At 68.7% G+C, this 20,665-nt stretch carries 18 protein-coding genes; 6 read left to right on the top strand and 12 right to left on the bottom strand.

Annotated features, from left to right (window positions below):
* Positions 1-7: 7 nt before the first annotated feature.
* From asnB to ddaH, 7 genes are all read right to left on the bottom strand, one after another.
* Positions 8-1,942, bottom strand: a complete 1,935-nt coding sequence (gene asnB / locus P3102_RS02720) for an asparagine synthase (glutamine-hydrolyzing) (protein ID WP_276366252.1) — start codon at positions 1,940-1,942, stop codon at positions 8-10.
* Positions 1,943-1,957: 15 nt separating this feature from the next.
* Complete coding sequence (locus P3102_RS02715) at positions 1,958-3,508, bottom strand: Wzz/FepE/Etk N-terminal domain-containing protein (protein ID WP_276366250.1); 1,551 nt, start codon at positions 3,506-3,508, stop codon at positions 1,958-1,960.
* Positions 3,505-4,785 carry an exopolysaccharide biosynthesis protein gene (locus P3102_RS02710; RefSeq protein ID WP_276371600.1) on the bottom strand — a complete coding sequence of 427 codons (1,281 nt, stop codon included), beginning with the start codon at positions 4,783-4,785 and terminating at the stop codon, positions 3,505-3,507. The genes P3102_RS02715 and P3102_RS02710 overlap by 4 nt, the downstream gene beginning before the upstream one ends.
* 139 nt (positions 4,786-4,924) lie before the next feature.
* Positions 4,925-6,112: a glycosyltransferase family 4 protein gene (locus tag P3102_RS02705; RefSeq protein ID WP_276366249.1), complete on the bottom strand. Its 1,188-nt coding sequence runs from the start codon at positions 6,110-6,112 to the stop codon at positions 4,925-4,927.
* A complete protein-coding gene (locus P3102_RS02700) occupies positions 6,093-7,409 on the bottom strand; it encodes a nucleotide sugar dehydrogenase (protein ID WP_276366248.1) in 1,317 nt (438 codons plus the stop codon). The genes P3102_RS02705 and P3102_RS02700 overlap by 20 nt, the downstream gene beginning before the upstream one ends.
* Positions 7,410-7,703: 294 nt before the next feature.
* Positions 7,704-8,360 (bottom strand): polysaccharide deacetylase family protein, encoded by a 657-nt coding sequence (locus P3102_RS02695; protein ID WP_276366246.1) that lies wholly within the window; start codon positions 8,358-8,360, stop codon positions 7,704-7,706.
* A 105-nt stretch (positions 8,361-8,465) separates the two neighbouring features.
* Positions 8,466-9,308, bottom strand: coding sequence for a dimethylargininase (gene ddaH / locus P3102_RS02690; protein ID WP_276366245.1), 843 nt, complete (start codon positions 9,306-9,308; stop codon positions 8,466-8,468).
* A 73-nt stretch (positions 9,309-9,381) separates the two neighbouring features.
* Here ddaH and P3102_RS02685 point away from each other — a divergent pair, with 73 nt between their 5' ends.
* The 4 genes from P3102_RS02685 (at position 9,382) to P3102_RS02670 (ending at position 13,987) form a co-directional block, all read left to right on the top strand.
* Positions 9,382-9,828: an Lrp/AsnC family transcriptional regulator gene (locus tag P3102_RS02685; RefSeq protein WP_005151923.1), complete on the top strand. Its 447-nt coding sequence runs from the start codon at positions 9,382-9,384 to the stop codon at positions 9,826-9,828.
* 145 nt (positions 9,829-9,973) lie between these two features.
* Complete coding sequence (locus tag P3102_RS02680; RefSeq protein WP_276366243.1) at positions 9,974-10,726, top strand: enoyl-CoA hydratase; 753 nt, start codon at positions 9,974-9,976, stop codon at positions 10,724-10,726.
* A 289-nt stretch (positions 10,727-11,015) separates the two neighbouring features.
* Positions 11,016-12,923 carry a 2-oxoacid:acceptor oxidoreductase subunit alpha gene (locus P3102_RS02675; protein WP_276366241.1) on the top strand — a complete coding sequence of 636 codons (1,908 nt, stop codon included), beginning with the start codon at positions 11,016-11,018 and terminating at the stop codon, positions 12,921-12,923.
* Positions 12,920-13,987 (top strand): 2-oxoacid:ferredoxin oxidoreductase subunit beta, encoded by a 1,068-nt coding sequence (locus P3102_RS02670; RefSeq protein WP_276366239.1) that lies wholly within the window; start codon positions 12,920-12,922, stop codon positions 13,985-13,987. Before P3102_RS02675 ends, P3102_RS02670 begins: the two co-directional genes overlap by 4 nt.
* 71 nt (positions 13,988-14,058) lie before the next feature.
* Here P3102_RS02670 and P3102_RS02665 read toward each other — a convergent pair whose 3' ends face one another.
* From P3102_RS02665 to P3102_RS02655, 3 genes are all read right to left on the bottom strand, one after another.
* Positions 14,059-15,375 carry a hypothetical protein gene (locus P3102_RS02665; RefSeq protein WP_276366237.1) on the bottom strand — a complete coding sequence of 439 codons (1,317 nt, stop codon included), beginning with the start codon at positions 15,373-15,375 and terminating at the stop codon, positions 14,059-14,061.
* Positions 15,376-15,390: 15 nt separating this feature from the next.
* Complete coding sequence (locus tag P3102_RS02660) at positions 15,391-16,416, bottom strand: polyprenyl synthetase family protein (protein ID WP_276366235.1); 1,026 nt, start codon at positions 16,414-16,416, stop codon at positions 15,391-15,393.
* 212 nt (positions 16,417-16,628) lie between these two features.
* Entirely contained in the window at positions 16,629-16,934 is a 306-nt protein-coding gene (locus P3102_RS02655; RefSeq protein ID WP_276366234.1) for a DUF6204 family protein, read from the bottom strand.
* Positions 16,935-17,113: 179 nt separating this feature from the next.
* Here P3102_RS02655 and P3102_RS02650 point away from each other — a divergent pair, with 179 nt between their 5' ends.
* On the top strand, positions 17,114-17,773 hold the full coding sequence (locus tag P3102_RS02650) for a hypothetical protein (RefSeq protein WP_276366232.1): 660 nt from the start codon (positions 17,114-17,116) through the stop codon (positions 17,771-17,773).
* A gap of 108 nt (positions 17,774-17,881) precedes the next feature.
* Positions 17,882-18,517: an SRPBCC family protein gene (locus P3102_RS02645; protein ID WP_276366230.1), complete on the top strand. Its 636-nt coding sequence runs from the start codon at positions 17,882-17,884 to the stop codon at positions 18,515-18,517.
* Here P3102_RS02645 and P3102_RS02640 read toward each other — a convergent pair.
* Positions 18,493-19,233, bottom strand: a complete 741-nt coding sequence (locus tag P3102_RS02640; RefSeq protein WP_276366229.1) for an HNH endonuclease — start codon at positions 19,231-19,233, stop codon at positions 18,493-18,495. The genes P3102_RS02645 and P3102_RS02640 overlap by 25 nt on opposite strands.
* On the bottom strand, positions 19,230-20,417 hold the full coding sequence (locus P3102_RS02635; RefSeq protein ID WP_276366228.1) for an ATP-binding protein: 1,188 nt from the start codon (positions 20,415-20,417) through the stop codon (positions 19,230-19,232). Before P3102_RS02635 ends, P3102_RS02640 begins: the two co-directional genes overlap by 4 nt.
* Positions 20,418-20,665 lie beyond the last annotated feature (248 nt).

Here is a 20,665-nt window from a genome sequence, read left to right as displayed (position 1 = left end):
GTCGCTCCTAAGCGCTTCGGGCCGAAACGGCACCGCGGTACCAGTACTCGAGGGTCAAGATGTGCCAGAGGTGCTTGGACCGGTCCTGCTGCCCGGACGCGTCTTCGTCGACGAGCCGTTGCAGGGCCTCACGTCGGAGGAACCCGGCCTTCACCAATTCGCCATCGTTGGTCACCTCGCGCACCAGTGGCGCGAGGTCGCGGCTCATCCAAGCCCGCAGTGGTGCGCTGAACAGGCCCTTCGGCCGGTGCACGATCTCGGCGGGCAGGATCGAGAGCGCCGCTTCCTTCAGCGCCATCTTCCCTTGACGCTTCACGATCTTCTTGTCACCGGGGATCCGGAACGCGGCCTTCACGACCTCGATGTCGACGAACGGCGTCCGCACCTCGGTGGAGGCGGCCATGCTGGACCGGTCGGTGTAGGCGAGGTTGAGCCCTGGCAAGAACAGCCGCGAATCGGCGAGGCACATGCGGTTCACGAAATCGGTCAGCGTGTTGTCGTGATAGGTGTCCGCGTGCTCGGTGAGCACGTCGTCCACCGCGCCCGCGAGGTCCGGGTTCAGCAGCGCGACGAGCTCGGCCTGGTCGTACATCGTGTAGCTGCGCCGGAACGCGGTCTCCTCCGGCAGTTCCGCGAACGAGAGGAACCGCTTGGCGAACCGCACCGAACGGAACCCGCGTTTCGACGTCGCCACCGGCAGTCTGTCCACAAGGGACTCCACCGGACGCCGCACGAGACCGGGAACCCGCTGGTACCGCACGGCGATCTTGTTCGCGAGATGTTTGCGGTACCCGGCGAACAGCTCGTCGGCGCCCATACCGGACAGCATCACCTTGACCCCGGCCTCGCGGGCGGCGGTGCAGATCAGGTAGCTGTTGATCGCCGCCGGATCGCCGATCGGCTCGTCGAGGTGGTACGTCATCCGCGGCAGCAGATCGAGCACCCGCGGCGCGATCTCGATCTCGTGCAGGTCGACGCCGAACTTCGCGGCGACCTTCTTCGCGTACATCAGGTCGTCCGGCATCGCCTCGAACTTCGCGTCTTCGGCCCGGAAGCCGATGGTGTACGCGGAGATCCCCGGCTGTTCACGGGCGGCGATCGCGGTCAGGTAGCTGGAGTCGAGCCCACCGGAAAGGAACGTCGCGACCGGCACGTCGGCCATCAGGTGCTTGCGCGTGGAGTCCTCGATGACGGCGCCGAGGTCGAACTCGCCCTCGGTGTTCTTCCCACCCCCCTCTCCGAGGTACCCACCCCCCATCGCCGCTCCCTCTTCGGCGACCTGGCGCAGCGACCAGAACGTGCCGCGCTCGACGTCGCCGTTCGGCCGGAACCGCGCCCAGCTGCCCGGCGGCAGCTTCTCGGCCTCGCGGAACGCGCAGCGGCCGTCCGGGACCCAGTAGTAGAGCAGGGAGGCGACGAGCGCGGTGTCGTCGACGGTCAGGGAACCGCCGAGTTCGGCGGCCAGCGCCTTCAGCTCCGAGGCGAACGCGACCCCCTTGCCGCGGCGTACCAGGAACAGCGGTTTGATGCCGAGCTGGTCCCGCACCAGGGTCAAGGCGCCGGTGCGCTCGTCGAAGACACCGAACGCGAACATGCCGCGCAGCCGGTGCAGACCGTCGGTGCCCCACTCGCGCCACGCCTCCAGCAGCACCTCGGTGTCGGACGTCCCCCGGAACCGCACCCCGGTGGCTTCGAGTTCCTTCCGCAGCTCCGGCGCGTTGTACAGCTCGCCGTTGTAGGTCAGCGCCAGCCCGTCCTTGACCATCGGCTGCGCGCCGGTCTCGGTCAGGTCGACGATCGACAGCCTTCGGTGTCCCAAGTGGACTTCGCCGTGGTCGTACCGGCCGGAACCGTCCGGTCCGCGATGGGCGAGGGTCTTGGTGAGCCGATCGGTGAGCGGGCCCCCGTCCGGCCAGTAGCAGGCCCCTGCGATGCCGCACATCTGCTCTTACTCCCCCTAAAGCGCTTCGGCGTTGTCCGGTGACACGGGCGCGAACCGTTTCGTCGGCTGATCGGCGTTGCCGAGTTCCTTGACGCGTTTGTACGGAGTCGGGTGCCCGTTCTTCTTCGGGAACATCTCCACCGGCTTCGGCATCGGCCGGGCGGCCCGGCCGCGCAACGCCGTGTGCAGGCCGTCCCACAGCGTCCCGTCGGTGTGGTCGCGCGGATCCGGATCCACCACGACGACCCCGATGATCGGGATGTGCCGGTCGGCCAGCTGACGGGCGACCGTGTGCAGCCATTCGGTGTTCGCGTGCCCGGCGCGGACGACGAGGATCGTCTCCTCGCCGAGGAATTCGAGGTCGGTCCACGACGTGCCCGGCTCGACCGAGCCGACGCCGATCCGGCGTTCCCTGGCCGCCAACGGCGTGTCCGCCCGGTCCAGCACCGGGATCGGGCCTTGACCGGCCAGCTCCCGGAGATTCGTCTTCGGCAGGTCGTCGACGAGCGAGGCCGGCCCCTTCTCCGCCAGTTCGCGCGCCATGTCGACGGCGAGCGCGGCGGTGAGCTGCCGGGCGCCGAGGTCGAGCAGCGACACCGGACCGCCTTCCTGCCGGACGGCGCGGACCAGCGTCGCCGCGACCCGCTGCCGCCTGGACACCGCCCGCGAGCGGTGCAGGAAACGCGGCGGCTCTGGCAGCTGCGCGAGCACGGAGGCGCCGAGGTGCCGCGAGATCTCGCGGCGCAGCACCGGCCGGTCCTTCACCACGCTCGTGACGGCCGCGAGCCCCAGCCCGGCGAGCAGTCCCAGCGCGAAGCCGATCCCGGCGTCGGTGGCGAGCGTCTTGAGGAAGGAATGCGGCAGGATCCGCGGCGCGTCGACGATCTGCGTCCCGGCGGCGACCTTCGGCGTGCCGATGCCCGCCTCCTGCGCGCGGCCGTCGTAGTCGGAGATCTTGGACGTCAGCTCCGCGCGGCGCGAGTACAGCCGCTCCAGCTGGGCGGGGTTGGCGTTGCGGTTCTTGGCCTCTTCGGCGCCGATCGCCGACTCGATGGAACCGAGTTCGTTCTGTGCCTGGTTGCGCTGGTCGAGCAGGGCCTTCTGCTCGGCCGCCGCGGCCGCCTGGTTACGGGAGATGTACTCCGTGATGAAGGCGTCGGAGATCGCCTGCGCGCGGGCCACGGCCTCTTCGTCGGTCTTGCCCTTGACCGTGAGCTGGAGGACGTTGTTCGTCAGGCCCAGCCCCTCGTAGTCTTTGAGGAATTCCTCCGGTGCCTGGGTGCTGTTCAACTTCTTGAGCGCCTCGGTGGCGGTCTTGGTCGTCTGGAGCACGGCGACGTCGGTCCGCATCAGCGTTCCGCTGTCGGTCGGCGAGTCGTCGGGGTGGACGACCAGGATCTGCGCGACGGCGGTGGGCGGCGACGGCAGGAACACCGCGACCAGCCCGCCGAGGAGCAGGCCGAGCAGGGCCATCGACAGCCACAGGCGACGCCGTCTCCGCACCGAGACGACCAGGCGCTGCAGGTCGATGAGCGGTTCGGACTTCGCTTTGTCGGCGCTGGTCACGCGGTACCTGCCAGTGCTTCGTGGCCGGCGGGGGTGGACGCGCCGGGCCGGGTTCGGGTCGGGGAGACGGGACGGAGCAGCACGGTGCCCACCACGGTGAGCCCGGCGTCGGCGACGGCTTCGGCGATCCCGACCAGTTCCCACGCGGACCGGGAACCGAGGCTCGTCACGACGAGGACCCCGTCGGCGTCGGTGTCTTCGACGACGGGCCGCACCGGGGACACCGTCACCGGCGCGAACCACCGGCCGGAAAGGCGGGCGATCCGCTCGGCGGCCGCCTGCCCGGCGTGGTCACCGTCCACCGCGAGGACGAACAGCCGCCGATGCGGGAGCCGGGAAACCAGGCGCCGGTACTGGATGTCGGCGTCGATCTCGTCGGCGAAGACGTCGACCCGCGGGATGTTCCACGGCCGGTCGTCACGGAGGATCCTGGCGCGCAGGGTGGTTCCGGCCGGGCGCCGATCCACGGCGTCGAAGGTGGCCAGCACCGGGCCGCCGATCGCCGCGGCGATCTCCTCGTCGTCGCGCAGCCGCCGGTCGGTGCGGGCGGTGAAGAGATGCCCGAACAGGCCGATCAGGAAGAACAACGCCGCGCCGCCGAGGGCGAGCTGCGCCCACGTGGGCGCGGCCGCCGAGGACGGCAGCTCGGCCGAACCCAGCACGACCATGTTGCCGAGACCACTCGCCGTGTCGGCCGCGTTCAACGTGGACATCGCCGACTCGATCGTCGAGCGCAGCCCCTGCAGTTCGGTGCGGAGCTGGACGCTCTCCACGGTCGTCTTGCCGTCGTTGACCTTCGCCGAAAGTTCGCTGATCCGCTGGTTGGTCTGCGCGACCTGCTGCCGCAACGTCTCGCGGCGCTCCTGTGCCAGCTGCACGGCGGCGTCACCGGAACCGGCGATGATCTGGGTGGAGTACTTCACGAACTCCTGGGCGATCTGGTCCGCGAGCCGCTGCGTCTGTTCGGCGGTGTCACCGGTGGCCTCGATGGTGATGACATTGCCCTGCGCGACCGACGTGGTCACCTTGTCCCGCAGGTCGGCGCCGGTCTCGCCGTCCCCGAGCACGGCGGCGGCCCGGTCGAGCACCACCGAACTGGTCGCCACCTCGGCCTGGGTGAGCAGTTCGTCCGCCTCCCGCGGGCCCTGCAGCAGCACGCTGGAGGTGGTCCGGTAGCCGGGGGAAAGGATCACCGACGATCCCGCGCCGACCAAGGCGCCGAGGAGGGCGAGGACCACCAGGGTCCGACACCTCCCGCGCAGAACCTGTCCGATCATGGACAGGCGCACCGTGTCGTCACTCAAAGCCGGGATCTCCCATCGGCGCGGTCGGATGTGGCATGAATCCCGTCGGACCGACCACGGCGTTGGTTACAGGATTTCCCGAGTCTTGTTCGAAACGCGACCGGGATGTCGATCAACGGGTCGCGGCCTCGTAGGCCGCGAGCAGGGCTTTCTGGGAGTTCTCCCAAGAAAGCGGACCGGCGACGCGCGCCCGTCCCAGCTCGCCCATCGCGGCCCGCTGCTCCGGCGAGTCGAGCAGATGCGCGATCAGCTTCGCGAACTCCGGCTCGTCGTTCGCCGGCGCGTACAGCGCGGCCTCCCCGGCCGAAACCCGGGCCTCCCGCAGTTCGAAGGAGACGATCGGACGGCTCATCGCCATGTACTCCATGATCTTGTTCATGGTCGACACGTCGTTGAGCGGATTGAGCGGGTCCGGCGAGAGGCAGACGTCGGCCGCGGACAGGTGACGCAGCAGGTCTTCGTCGGAGATCCGGCCGGTGAACTCGACCTGGTCGTCGAGCTTCAGTTCCTTCGACAACGCCACCATGTCGTCGAAGGCGTCACCGGACCCGATGAACACGGCGTGCCAGTCGGTGCGGCCGACCTCGTCACGCAGGGACGCGAGCGCCCGCAAGGCGTAGTCGACACCGTCCTGCGGGCCCATCACACCGAGGTACGCGAGCAGATACGGCTTGCCCTTCTTCAACTCGGGTTCGACCGGGACCTGATGGAACCGCTCGACCACAGGCGCGCTTCGCACGACGAAGACGTCCTCCGGCGACTTGCCGCCGCGCTTCACGGCGACGTCCTTGTAGCTCTCGTTGGTCGCGATGACGACGTCGGCCGTCTTGTACGTGCGGCGCTCCAGCGCGCAGACCGCGCGGTACAGGAAGTCCTCGCCGCGGTCGAACCGCGAAAGGTAGAGCTCGGGGCACAGGTCGTGCTGGTCGAAGATGAACTTCGCGCCCTGGCGCTTGAGGTACAGCGCGACCAGGAACAGCAGGTCCGGTGGGTTGCAGGCGTGCACGACGTCCACCCGGCCGACCTCGCGGGCGAGCCGGAGCGTGTGCCACAGCGCGGAGCCGTACTCCTGGACGTACCCCGCCGGGCCACCGGTGGCGGCCGTCAGCGGGTACCGCAGGATGTGGACGCCGTCGATGGTGACTTCGGCTTCGGTGTCCCGTTTCGTCCCCTGTGGACAGATGACGTGGACGTCCCAGCCGGCGTCACGAAGTGTCTGGCACTCCTGCCACACGCGGCGATCGAAGGGGACGGAAAGGTTCTCGACGAGGATGAGAGCTTTACCAGGCAAGACCGACATATCCCTCTTCAGTCCGGCGCCGGTCGGCGTCGGGTACGCGGACGAGATCGATGATGGTGTGGCCGCCGCCCGCCGGGAGGGCCGCGAGGACCTCCGGATCGGTGCAGCCGACGAGACAGACCTCGGCGTGGTCGACGACCTCGTCGATGGAGCCGGCCAGCAGCTGGCCGAGATGCGGCAGCCTGCCCTCGATGTACTCGCGGTTCGCGCCCATCAGCCGGGAAAGGCTGACGTTGGCGTCGTAGATGCGGAGGTCGTACCCCTTGCCGAGCAACCGCTCCGCCAGCTCGACGAGCGGGCTCTCGCGGAGGTCGTCGGTGCCGGGTTTGAAGGACAGGCCGAACAGCCCGACCTTGCGTTTTCCGGTGCGCGCGACCAGGTCGAAGGCGCGCTGGAGGTGTTCGTCGTTCGAGGGCAGCACGTGCGACAGGATCGGGACGGCGACGTCCGCGCGGTGCGCGGCGTAGACCAGGCCGCGCAGATCCTTGGGGAGGCACGAGCCGCCGAAAGCGAACCCGGGGCGAAGGTAGGCGGGACTGATGTTGAGCTTGCGGTCGGCGAGGAAGACGTCGATCACCTGATGCGAGTCGAGCCCGAGTGCGCGGCAAATGGCACCGAGCTCGTTCGCGAAGCCGATCTTGAGGCCGTGGAAGGAGTTGTCGGCGTACTTCGTCATCTCGGCGACCGGGATCGCGACGCGGAAGACCTCGCCGGGGAGCCCTTCGTACAGCGCCGCGACGACGTCGCCGCTGGCCGCGTCGAGTTCGCCGATGACGGTCTTGGGCGGGTCGAAGAAGTCCCGGACGCTGCTGCCCTCGCGCAGGAACTCGGGGTTCACCGCGACCCCGAAGTCGACACCGGCGGTGCGACCGGACGACTTCTCGAGGATGGGGACGAGCAGGTCCAGGCAGGTGCCCGGCAACATGGTGCTGCGGAAGACGACGGTGTGCCGCTCGGTCTTGGTCTTGAGCGCCTCGCCGATCTCCTCGGCCACGCGCTCCAGGAAGGCCGTCGAAAGGCTGCCGTTCGGCGCCGACGGGGTACCGACACAGATCAGGGAGACTTCGCTGTCCGCGATCGCCTGTCCGACGTCGGTGGTGGCTCTGAGCCTGCCTTGGGCCACCACCTCGGCGGTCAGTTCCCCGATCCGCTCCTCGACCACCGGCGCCTTGCCGCTGGAGACGAGGTCGATCTTCACCGGGTTCACGTCCACCCCGACGACCTCGTGCCCACGTCCGGCCAGGCACGCCGCCGACACACAACCGACGTAACCGAGCCCGAAGACACTGATCTTCATGACGAATTCCTCCAGCCGCGTTCCGCTGCCCGTTGGTCGGCCGGAGGACCGGGTTCGTTACCACCGTCCGCGGTTCGCCTGCGTTTGGCGGAATACCTGTGCGGCAAGGGAATCACTCATCGTTCGACGGGTGCGAAACGCTACAGGGGCCGCGTAAGGGTTTCGTCTCGATCGAGGGCGGTCTCGAGGACGACACCGTCGACGTTCCAGCGGCACCGGGCCCGTGAGCGCCACGGAGCGGGTCACCGATTCGGCTTGGTCGACAAGACTTTCCCACCACAAAAAGAAAACCGGTCAAAATCGGGCGAGCCTGGCGACCCGCGCGATGGCCCGCCCCGCTCGGCGGTACAGGCCCTCCCGGTCAGCGAGGACGTTGTCGATCCACTCCTGGTCGACGTCGTGCCGGACCTCGACCCGCGGCCGCAGCCAGCCGTCGCGCGACGCCGCGCCGCCTTCGGTCGTGTAGACCTTCGTCGCGCCGGAACGCCGGAGCCTGCCGAGCACGCGCCGGTCGTAGGCGCCGAACGGCGGCGCGTACGCGCGCACGGGTGCGCCGCTCAGATCGGCGAGCAGTTTCGGCGCGGTTTCGAACTCGCGCCGGGCCTGGCTGCCGTCGAGCCGCCGCCAGTCGCGATGTGCCCAGCCGTGCGAGCCGATCGACATCCCCGCGTCGACCAGCTTCCGAAGCCCCTCGGCGTCGAGGAAACCCCATTGCCCGATCCGGCCGGCCAGCGGGAAGAACTCCGCCGTGAGCTCGCGCTCCACCAGTCTGGGGAGCGCGATCTCGACGTCCGAGGAGTTGCCGTCGTCGAAGGTGAGCCCGACGTCCTCCCGGCCGGCCACCGTGTCGAGCACGCGTTCGAACTGTTCGACGGTCACCCATGATTCGTTTTCGCCGGGATCCAGCGCGCGCACGGGCCTGCCCACGCCGCCTATCGCCAGGATCACCATCCGCGCCTCGTTCGGGACTCAGTATTCGGGACTCAGTGTGTTTCCCGATTAATCGAGTTGGCGAACGGAGTAGTTACATGATCCCGCAAGGTGTCCACGAAAGGATTACTTGCGGATCTCCAGGGTGCAGCACTTCGGGCCGCCGCCGGCCTTCCGGAGTTCGGAGATGTCCAGGAAGACGACTTCGTAGCCGCGTCCGGTCAGCCGCGCCGCCAAGCCGGTCGCCTCGACCGGCAGGACGACGTTGCGGCCGTCGGACACCCCGTTCAGCCCGAAGCACTCCGCGTCGGCCCGGTCCGCGATTACCGCGTCCGGGAACATCCGCTCCAGCACCTTCCGCGATCCGGCCGAGAACGCTTCCGGGAAGTAGGCGATCTGGGCGGGCGTGGCGTCGGTGGCCTCGGTGAGCACGAACAGCGCGGTGTCGAGGTGGTAGTAGCTGGGGTCGATCAGCCGCAGCGAGACGACCGGGACGCCGAGGACTTCCTGCGCTTCGGCGTGCGCGGCCGGGTCGGTCCGGAAGCCGGTGCCGGCGAGCAGGACCTTGCCGGTCCAGGCGAAGTCGCCTTCGGCCTCGTTGATCTTCTCGGGCATGGTGATGTCGCGGTAGCCGTGCTCGACGAACCAGCGGCGGAAGTGCTCGGCCTCGGCGGTGCGCTGCGGGGCGCGGAACCGGGAACCGAGGAGACGGCCGTCGACGACGGTGCCGGAGTTCGCGGCGAACACCATGTCGGGCAGGCCGGGCTGCGCGTCGATCTCCTCGACGGTGTGGCCGAGGCGTCGGTAGGTGTCACGGAGTTCGGTCCATTGCGCCATCGCGGTGTCGACGCTGACCGGGACGGACGGGTCCATCCAAGGGTTGATGACGTAATCCACCGCGAAATACCGCGGCGGACACATGAGGTAGCGGCGCGTCGTGGGTACACGGGGCTGCTCCAGTTCCGGCATATCCGAAGGGTAAGTCTCCCCTAATTCGCAAGCAATCGCTGTTCGCTGCGCACATCCCTGCTAAACATTGCGTGTGAACACCATCGACCAGCGAATCGTTTCCTGTCTGATGGCCAACGCGAGGTCCAGCTACGCCGACATCGGCAAGGTCGTCGGCCTGTCCGCGCCCGCGGTGAAACGAAGGGTCGACAGACTGCTCGAAACCGGGGTCCTGCGCGGTTTCACCGCGGTCGTGGACCCTGAGGCACTGGGCTGGGGCACGGAGGCGTTCGTCGAGATGACCTGCAACGGCAACATCACCCCGGCCCGCATCCGCGCCCGGCTGGAGCCGTTGCCCGAGGTCGTCGCCGCCTACACGGTGTCCGGCGCGGCCGACGCGATCGTCCACCTCCGCGCGTCGGACATCCACCATCTGGAGACGGCGCTGGAACGGCTGCGCGGATTGGAGATCGTCGACCGCACGGTCTCCACCGTCGTTCTTTCCCGGCTGTTGGAACGCCCGCCGACCCCCGAGGCATGAACCTTTCCTGATTGGTGGAACGCCCGCCGACCCCCGAGGCATGAACCTTTCCTGGTTGGTGGAACGCCCGCCGACCCCCGAGGCATGAACCTTTCCTGGTTGGCGGAACACCCGCCGACCCCCGAGGCATGACACCCTCGGTCCCGTGACCGATCGAATCCGCTCCAGCCACGACGGTGGCGTCGCCGTGCTCACCATCGACGCGCCCGCGACCCGCAACGCCCTGACCCTCGACCTGTCCGCGCGGCTGGCCGAGGCCGTTTCGCGCGCCGAAGCCGACGAAAGCGTCCACGCCTTGGTCGTCACCGGCGCACCTCCGGCCTTCTGCGCGGGCGCGGACCTGGACACCCTCGCCGAGGCCAGGGAGGACGGCCTCCGCGCCATTTACGCCGGATTCCTCTCGGTTGCGCGGTGTTCCCTGCCGACGATCGCCGCGGTCGGCGGTGCCGCCGTGGGGGCCGGTCTGAACCTCGCGCTCGCCGCGGACGTCCGCATCGTGGGACCGAAGGCGAAGTTCGTGGCCAGATTTCTCGATCTCGGCATCCATCCCGGCGGCGGGATGACGTGGATGATCCAGCGGCTCGTCGGTCCGCAGAAGGCCGCGGCAATGACCCTCTTCGGGGAGGTCGTCGGTGCCGAAGCGGCTGTGGAATGCGGACTAGCGCTCCGGCTCGTCGACGGAGATCTGGTCGAGGCCGCCCGTGAACTGGCGAAACCCGCCGTCGAAGCTCCCCGCGACATCCTTTTGGCGACGAAGCGCACGCTTCGGCACACCGCGTCATTGACCGACCATCCGGCCGCCGTCGACGCCGAGATCGAGCCGCAGATCGCGTCGCTCACCGGGCCCGCGTTCGCCGAACGGCTCACCGAGCTGCGCGCCGCCATCACCGGCCGATGACCGTTCCCCAACGGGACTTCACTACCCTTGAAGGAGATACGGCTCACAATCGAGCCGCACAACTAACCGTTACCATCGGTAACAGATAAATCGGGAAATCCCCGCTCGACGACGAGCTCAGGACACGCGAGAAGTAGGTCCGGACCGTTTTTGCGGCAACCTGGAAGGTGTGCCGGGGACTAACCTCGGGACATGGCACCTGTGACCTGGCCGACATCGCCGGGCGAGGCACCGGATCTCCGGCACGGCCGGGGACGACGCACGTCGGGAGAGAGGGAATCCCTGACCTATGAGCACGAGTGCGAACGGCAACGGCTCCTTGTCGGCCGTCCGGCCCACCGAGGTCGCCAAGCTGGACCGGGTGGTCATCCGGTTCGCCGGCGACTCCGGTGACGGCATGCAGCTGACGGGCGACAGGTTCACCTCGGAAGCGGCCGCGTTCGGCAACGACCTGTCGACCATGCCGAACTTCCCCGCGGAGATCCGCGCGCCACAGGGCACGATCCCGGGTGTCTCGAGCTTCCAGGTGCACTTCGCCGACTATGACATTCTGACGCCGGGCGACCGGCCGGACGTCCTGGTCGCCATGAACCCCGCCGCGCTGAAGGCGAACGTCGCCGACGTTCCGTCGGGCGGGACGATCATCCTCAACACCGACGAGTTCACGAAGCGGAACCTGGTCAAGGTCGGGTACGACAACGACCCTCTCGACGACGACACCCTTTCGGCCTATCAAGTCCACCGGGTGGCCATGTCGACGTTGACCAGGGGCGCGCTCGAAGCGACCGGACTGTCCAAAAAGGACGCCGAACGCGCGAAGAACATGTTCGCGCTCGGGTTGCTCTCCTGGATGTACCACCGGCCGACCGAGGGCACGGAACGCTTCCTGCGCGAGAAGTTCGCGAAGAAGGCCGACATCGCCGAGGCCAACATCCTGGCCTTCCGCGCCGGTTGGAACTACGGCGAGACGACGGAGTCGTTCGCGACGACGTACGAGGTCGCGCCCGCGAAGCTCAACCAGGGCACGTACCGCCAGATCACCGGGAACACCGCCCTGGCGTACGGGCTGGTCGCCGCCGGGCAGCAGTCCGGCCTGCAGATCCTGCTGGGCACGTATCCCATCACCCCGGCGTCGGACATCCTCCACGAGCTGTCCAGACACAAGAACTACGGCATCCTCACCTTCCAGGCCGAGGACGAGATCGCCGGCATCGGCGCGGCACTCGGCGCCTCCTACGGCGGTGCGCTGGGCGTCACCTCGACCTCCGGGCCCGGTGTCGCGCTGAAGTCCGAGGCCATCGGTCTCGCGGTGATGACCGAACTGCCGCTGGTCGTCGTCGACGTCCAGCGCGGCGGCCCGTCGACCGGGCTGCCGACCAAGACCGAGCAGGCCGACCTGCTGCAGGCGATGTTCGGCCGCAACGGCGAATCCCCGGTGCCGATCGTCGCGCCGCTGTCGCCCGCCGACTGTTTCGACGCGGCGCTGGAGGCCACCCGGATCGCGCTGAAGTACCGCACGCCGGTCTTCCTGCTCTCGGACGGCGCGATCGCGAACGGCTCCGAGCCGTGGCTGATCCCGGACGTCGAGGAGCTGCCGGATCTGCGGGTGGAATTCGCCACCGAGCCGAATGCCGAGGACGATTCCGGGGAATTCTGGCCGTATGTACGCGATCCCGAGACCCTCGCCCGCGCGTGGGCGGTGCCGGGCGTGGCCGGTCTGCAGCACCGCATCGGCGGGCTGGAGAAGGCCGACAAGACCGGCCACATCTCCTACGAGCCCGACAACCACGACAAGATGGTCCGCCTGCGCCAGGCCAAGATCGACGGCATCGACGTGCCCGGCCTCGTCGTCGACGACCCGAGCGGCGGCAAGGCACGGGTGCTGGCGCTCGGCTGGGGCTCGTCCTACGGCCCGATCGGCGCCGCGTGCCGCCGCGTCCGCAAGGACGGGATGCCGATCGCGCAGGCGCATCTCCGGCATCTCAACCCGTTCCCCGGCAACCTCGGTGACGTACTCCGTTCGTACGACACCGTCGTCGTCCCTGAAATGAACCTCGGCCAGCTTTCGATGCTCTTGAGGGCCAAGTACCTCGTCGACGTGAAGTCGTACACGAAGGTCGCCGGGCTGCCGTTCAAGGCCGAGGAGCTGCAAGGCGTCTTCACGGAGATCATCACCAGTACGGAGGGGACGAAGTGACCGCGATCGACCTGGGGATCCCCACCCTCGGCGGCCTGGACCTGGTGCCGACCGAGACCGAACCGCAGAAGGCGAAGGACTACAAGTCGGACCAGGAGGTCCGCTGGTGTCCCGGCTGCGGGGACTACGTCGTGCTCAACGCCGTGCAGTCGTTCCTGCCGACGCTGGGGCTCAAGCGCGAGAACATCGTGTTCATCTCGGGTATCGGCTGCTCGTCCCGGTTCCCGTACTACCTGAACACCTACGGCATGCACTCGATCCACGGCCGCGCGCCGTCGATCGCGACCGGGCTCGCGACCGCCCGGCCGGATCTGTCGGTGTGGGTCGTCACCGGGGACGGCGACGCGTTGTCCATCGGCGGCAACCACCTGATCCACGCGTTGCGGCGCAACGTGAACATCAAGATCCTGCTGTTCAACAACCGGATCTACGGCCTCACCAAGGGTCAGTACTCGCCGACGTCCGGGCCGGGCATGGTCACGAAGTCCACCCCGATGGGCTCGGTCGACACCCCGTTCAACCCGCTTTCGCTGGCGATCGGCGCCGAGGCGTCGTTCGTGGGCCGCGCGCTCGACTCGGACCGCAAGGGCCTGACCGAGGTGCTGGAGGCCGCCGCGAAGCACCGCGGATCGGCACTGGTGGAGATCTACCAGAACTGCCCGATCTTCAACGACGGCGCCTTCGACGTCCTCAAGGACAAGGACGAGGCCGCGAGCAGGCTCATCCCGCTGAAGGCGGGCGAGCCGATCAAATTCGGCCCGCAGGGTGAATACGGGGTCACGCGCGGCGGCTGGGCCGGACTGGAAGTGGGGAAGGTCGCCAACATCGGCGAGGAGAACCTCGTCGTGCACGATCCGGCGATCGAGGACACGTCGTACGCGTTCGCGCTGTCGCGGATCGGCGACCAGAACCTGAACCACGTGCCGACGGGCATCCTGCGGCAGGTCGAGCGGCCCACCTACGACGACCAGGCGCGTGCCCAGGTCGCGGAGGCCCAGGCCACCCGCAAGCCCGATCTGCAGGGCCTGCTGCGCGGCAAGGACACCTGGACCGTCCTCAGCTAGTCCCGTCCCGAACGCCATGAAAGGTCCTTTCCTTGCGAAATTTGCAAGGAAAGGACCTTTCATGGCGTTTGTCAGCTGAGAGGACGGAAGCCCACGCGCTCCGCGTCGGCGGCCGTGCGGAACCAGACCTCCGCGACCATCTTCGGGAACTGCGGCGAGTCCTCGGCGCAGTACCGCAGGGCCGTCACGCTGGCCTTGACCGCGAAGTCGTCGGCGGGGCGACCGCCACCCGGCCGCGGCATCGCCGATCCGGGACCGAACGGGCCGGGCGGAACGGACTCGGCCACGGGAGCGGCGACCTGCCGCGCGGGCGGCGGCTCCGGCGCCGGCATCGCGTCGCCGGGGTGGACGGCGGGCTCGAACAGCGAACCGCTCTGCCCGCCGGACAGTTCCGGCTCACGACGTTCGATCGCCCGCATGGACGGCTGGATCGGCTGCGGCGGCTCGAAACCACCGCGGACCGCGCCCCGGGGCGTGCGCTTGGGCAGCACCTGGGTGGCCTCGGCGGGTGTCTCGGGCTCCGAGTCGTGGAGACCTGCCCGCGCTTCTTCGCCGGAACCGAAGGCGTACTCGGGTGGATCGTGCAGCTCTTCTTCGCGCTCGAACCAGTTGGTCTCGACGGGCGCCTGCTCCGTCTCCACGCGTGACGCGGGGCTGAACAGCGACACCGGTTCCGGCTGCGTCTCGACGCCTTCCGGGTCGAGCTGCATCTCCAGGCGGGACCGGTACGGCGCTTCGTTCGGCGAAGGCCGCTGAGGTTCGGGCTCGACGTCCAGCTTCGACGCGGGCTGGAGGTACTCGGTGGCCGCGGTGACGTACGGGTTCCCCGGCTCGGGCTCGGGTTCCGGCTCCGGCTCGGGTTCCGGTTGCTGGGCCGCCGGGATGTACTGCGTCCGCTCGGCCGGGTGTTCCGGTTCGGGCTCCGGGTCCGGCTCCCGGTCGGTCTGGGGCGCCGTACGGTACTCGGCCTCGTACTCTTCTTCGGGCTCGAAGGTCTGCGTCGTGGTGGCGACGGGTTCCTCGACGGGTTCCTCGACGGCGTCCTGGGCAGGCTCTTCGGCAGGTTCGGTCCACTGCTGCGCGGGTTCCTGCTCGGTGAGCGTCTCGGGGTACGCGTGCTTCGGCTCCTCGACCGCCGCGAACTCCTCGTCCAGCTCGTCGTGCGACGGCTTCGCGAGGTACGCGGTGCCGCCGGCGACGGCCGCGGCGCCCGCGCCGACGCTCACCCCGGCGGGCAGCCGGGACGTCTCGGCGTGCGCGGTGGCCAGCGAACTTTCCAGCTCACGGATGCGCTTGCGCGCCGGGACCACCAGCACCAGCCAGGTGAGCAGCGCGCCGACGACGAACGCCAGCAGACTCCACAGCCAAACCTGTCCGAAAATGGACATCTAACCTGCCCTTTGTCAATGCGTTCGTGCGACCAGGTAGTCGGCGACCGATTCGCAGGCGTCCCGGGCGGGCGACGCGGGCAGCGCCGCGAGTTCGGCACGCGCCCGACGAGCGTAGTCGGAAAGAGTTTCGCGTGCGCGTTCGAGGCCGGACGAGGCCCGCAGCAGGTCCAAGGCCTCCGCGACGAGCTTGTCGTCGGAGATCGGCCCCGACAGCAGCTCGACCAGACGCGGGTCGGTGGCCGGGTCGGCCAGCGCGTACAGCATCGGAAGCGTACGGACGCCTTCGCGCAGATCTGTGCCTTGCGCCTTGCCGAGCTCGTCCGAAGCGGACGCGATGTCGATGACGTCGTCGGAGATCTGGAACGCCGTCCCGATGATGTCGCCGAAGCGGCGGAGCGCGTCGATGTAGTGGTCGGGCGCGCCGGACATCATCCCGCCGAACCGGCCGGAGGTGGCGATCAGCGAACCGGTCTTCTGGGCGATGACCGTGAGGTAGTGCTCGACCGCGTCGTCGCCGTCGGCCGGGCCGACCGTCTCGCGCATCTGGCCGGTGACCAGCTCACCGAAGGTCTCGGCGATGATCCGGGCCGCGTCGGTGCCGAGGTCGGCGACCAGGCGCGAGGCGTGCGCGAACAGGAAGTCGCCGGTCAGGATGGCGATGGTGTTGTCCCAGCGGGCGTTGACGCTCTCCGCGCCGCGGCGCATCGTCGCCTCGTCCATCACGTCGTCGTGGTACAGCGTCGCGAGGTGCACCAGCTCGACGGCCGCGGCGGCGATGACCACCTGGTCGCCCTGCTTCGGCCCGAACTGCGAGGCCAGCAGCGTGAACAGCGGGCGGAAACGCTTGCCCCCCGCCTCGACCAGATGTGAAGCGGCGTCCTCGACGGCCTTGACGTCACTGCGGACGACCTCGCGGAGCAGGGTCTCGACGTCGGCGAGACCGGTCGCGAGGGTGCGCAGGAGCTGCTCGTCGGCGAGCTGGAGCCCCACGGACGCGCGCAGGTCCTCGATGGCACCACCTGGGGCAGGTGAAGACACAGACACGTCGGCTCCGCTCTCTTTGACACCGTTCGGGGTTGCTTCCAGCGTAGTGGCTAGCCGCTGAGGCCTGTTGACGTGCTGTCCAGGGGAAACGGTGACGAAGATGACACCCCCGCCGAGTATCCCTCCCGCTTCGGGGCGGACCGGGGACCCAGGGGGAAGTACGGACGATTCCGGCGTGGTCGTGCTCGTGGTCGGCGTCTGACGTCTCAGCGGCGGCGGATCTTGATGTCGTCCATGCAGGTCGCCTTCCCCACGACGTCCCGGTACGGATACCCCTTGGCGTCCAGCAGCTCCATGACCTTCAGCTCGGCTTCGTCGAGCACGTCGCGTTCCTCTTCGCCGCGAAGCGTGACGCGGAAGGTGAACGCGCCGAGGTGCGCGCTGTAGGTGAGCAGGCCGTCCTCCGTGAACCCCATCGCCTGGTGCTCATCCAGCTCGGCGAGGAGCCGGGCCCGGGTGGCGGTGTCGGGATGGTCGAACTTGCCGCTGACAAGAACGCGATAGGTCGGCATGACGCTGAATATACAGACCTGTATTCGAATACGAATCCGAATATCCAACGGGTGCCCCTGCGCCACGGCCGAGTGAAACGACCGTCACGCGCGCAACGGGCGAATCCGACCGCAGATAGTGATGCCAAAGGAAGAGCGGCCGACTCGGCTCGCTCTCCCGCACATGAGGAGGACGTGAATTGCGTAGCACCATCGCCGGCCGGGCAGCCCTGGTCGGCGCGCTGCTGCTGGCGGGTCTCGGCGCCGGGGTGACACCGGCCGCCGCGTCGAACCCGGCGGGCGTGGCCTCGCTCGGCTCCGCCGGCTTCACCCAGGGCACCTCGGCGCCGATCTCGATCTCGTCGCTCGCCGACTGCGCGGTCGAGGGGCCGACGAGCAACTCGTCCGGGGTCGTGACCAGAACCGGGGTCACGTTCGGTGGCGGCACGTCGACGTGCACGACCACCGTCGTCGCTCCCGAAAACGACGTGACCTCGACGAAATCGGAGGCCAAGGGGCAGAACTTCGAGCTGTCGGCGCTCGTCTCGTCGAGCGGCCCGCGGATCGAGGTCGGGTCCTACTCGGTCACCTGCACGGCCACGCGGGCCGGCACGAACGCGAGCTGGACCTACGGTGGCGCGAGCGGACTCGGCACCCTGCCGTCCCCCGTGCCGGTCGGCTACGTCAAGCCGATCACCAAGTCCGACGGGACCCTGCTCGCCGAGGCGATCTTCAACGAGCAGACGTCGCCGGGTGACGGCAGCATCGCGCTGACCATGCTGCGCATCGAGTTCGCCCCGGCGTCGGACATCACCGGCGAAGTGGTCGTCGGACGCACGGCCTGCTCCCCCATTCGGTAAGCCAACCCGCCGGGAAGGGGCGTCCGGGCCGAACCGGGCGCCCTTTTCATTCTGGCTTATATAAGCTTCTACTGATACTTTGGCGGAAGTCGTGTGAAGGAGACACCCTTGGTCGACGTGACCACGCAGATCAACTCCGTCCAGCGCAAGCTGGGTAAACGTGTGGTGGAAGCGGGCGAGGCGGTGACGGCCACGGTCGGTCAGGTCTACGACACCGGCCTCGACGATCTCTGGGACGCCTGCACCAATCCCGAGCGCATCCCGCGCTGGTTCCTGCCGATCAGCGGTGAGCTGCGCGTCGGCGGCAAGTACCAGCTCGAAGGCAACGCGAGCGGGACCGTCGAGCGCTGCGATCCGCCGACGAGCTTCGCCGCGACGTGGGAGTACGGCGGCGACGTCAGCTGGATCGAGCTCCGGCTGAGCCCCGAGGCCGACGGGCGCACGCGATTCGAACTCGACCACACCGCCGTCCCGAACGAGCACTGGAACCAGTTCGGGCCGGGTGCGGTGGGCATCGGCTGGGACATGCTGCTGAACGGGCTCGCGCTGCACCTCGGATCCGGTGAGGCCACCGACCCCGAGGCGGCCGTGGCCTGGATGACCAGCGAAGCAGGGGTGCGGTTCATGACCCTGAGCAACGAGGCCTGGTACGAGGCCGATGTCGCCAACGGGACGGACGCGGCCACCGCCCGCACGCGCGCCGACGCCACCTTGGCCGCCTATACCGCCCCGCCGGAGAGCTGAAGGTCTTCGGTGAGTTCCGGTGCGCGAAGCAGGTCGATGAGCTCGTCGTCCGCCCGGAACACGGCACGGGCTCCCGGCATCCCCGCCTGCCGGACCATCGCGTGGAGGACATCGGCGTGCGGCTGGTCGAGCAGCGTCCACACCATCGCGCGCCGCCTCCGGTCGTCCCCGCGTTCGCGCGCGGTCCACCAGCCCCGGACGAGCGCGCTCACCTGGGTGACCGCCGTTTCCCGCCCGCGCGCCAGTTGCGCGCGGTTCAGCCCGCACACCTCGATGGTCTGCTCGCCCTTCGCGGTCAACGCGCGATAGGTCCCGATCGACAGCACCAGGAACAGGTGGTCCAGCGGGTCTTCGGCGGTCGGGTCGATCAGCAGACTGTTGCCGTCTTCGTCCACCGGGAACAGGTCGCGTTTGTGGTGGCTGTTGCAGTACTCGCAGGCGAGCACGTGATTGAGCCAGTCGAACGCGCGCCCCGGATTCCGGGCGATCGGCTCGAAATGGTCCACAGTGGACCCGAGGCCGTCGCCGCAGTACATGCAGTAGCCGCGGCCGGCGGCCATGACGTCCAGTGCCGCCCGCAAAGAACGCCGCACCGCGCGGGAAACCCGCCAGAGCCGTCGCGCTTCTCTGCTGTCACCGGCAGGGATCCGCGCGGTCAGCTCTTCGAGATCGGCCACCACCCGCCCCGGCAGCGCGATCCGGCGAAGCCCGATCACCGATCTTCGGCCTCGAACCGCTTGGCCACCTCGTCGACCCGGCTCGGCGGCGAACTGCTCAACATGTCCCGGAGGCGCTCCCATTCCCGGACGCCGTTCGCGTCCGCCCGGCCGGAAGCCACCTGGAATTCGAGCTCGGCGAGATGCTCCCGCAATTCGACCGCCTGCGGTGAATAAGGCGTGTCCAAGCCGAAAAGGTCGGACAGCACGGCGTCGTCCCCGGAGCCGAACACGACCCGCTCGTACAACTCCTCGGAGACCACGCGCGGCGGCACTTCCTCGTCGGGCCCGGAAAGGCGGACGAGACCACCGGGATCGGCGGCCTGACAGACGTAAGGGCTGTGCGTGGTGACGATGAACTGGATGCGCGGGAAATGCGCCTTGAACCACGGCCCCATGCGTTTCTGCCACGACACGTGAAGATGCGCGTCGACCTCGTCGATGATCACGACACCGGGGCTCTCGTGATCGAGCCCGGCGCCGTTCAGTTGCTTGAGCAGGTCGACCACCAGTGCCGTCACCGTGCGGTAGCCGTCACTCATCTCACGCAGCGGGAACCGGTCACCGCGGTATTCGACCCAGAGCCCGTCCGAATCCACGTCCCGAATCCGGTAACCGCCAGGCAGAAGACCATCGCCAAGGATTCCCAGCGCCGTGTCCTTCAGCTCACGCGCGCCCGCTTTCCCTTCCAGCGCACGGAGATGCTGATTGATCAGCCAGGTGACCCCCTCGGCGAGCGAGGCGTCTTCGTGGAACAGGCTGGCCATCCGCGCCAGCGATCCCGCCCCGCGCATCCACGACTCGGCCTCCCCGCTCCCGCCCGCGAGCCGCCGGAAAGGCCCATACGCCGCGCAGAACGGCTGACCCGGCGGGAGCCCGGAGATCGGCAGCAGACCGGAGTCGAGCCAGCGGACCTCGACGGGCGCCGGTCCCCCCTCGCGCATCACCGACAACTCGATCGACCCCGACGTCTGATTCGTCGAAATCCAGCTGCCGGCGTCCGACAACAACCCCCAGGCCACGTCCGGCGCCGCCGCGACCGCGATGGCCCGCAGCAGCGAGGTCTTGCCCGAGCCGTTGCGCCCGGCGAGCACCACCCAGCCGGGTCCGGGCAACTTGAGGTCGACGGCGCGGGCGCCACTGAAGCCGCGGATGTTCTCCAGCCGGACCCGCTCGATGTACATGGAGAAAGCTTACGACGGCGTGGACGTCACCTTGCCACCCGAAAGTGGGTCGCCAGCACGAAATCCGTCACAGAGCGCCTCGGCGACGTCCTCCTCTTGACCGTACGACGGGTAACCGAGGTCACGGGGCGGTTTCGAGGCACCTGGGCGTCCTTCTCGTACTTCACCTTTAGCTCGAACGTCATGGGACGGTTGTCACCACCGTTCCAGCGACCGTAGGCGGCCAACTCGATCAACTCCGCCGGAAG

It is taken from the genome of Amycolatopsis sp. QT-25 (genome assembly GCF_029369745.1).
In the GTDB taxonomy this organism is placed as follows: Bacteria; Actinomycetota; Actinomycetes; order Mycobacteriales; family Pseudonocardiaceae; genus Amycolatopsis.
Note: the sequence above shows the minus strand (reverse complement) of the source record. Positions and strands in the feature narration are given on the sequence as shown.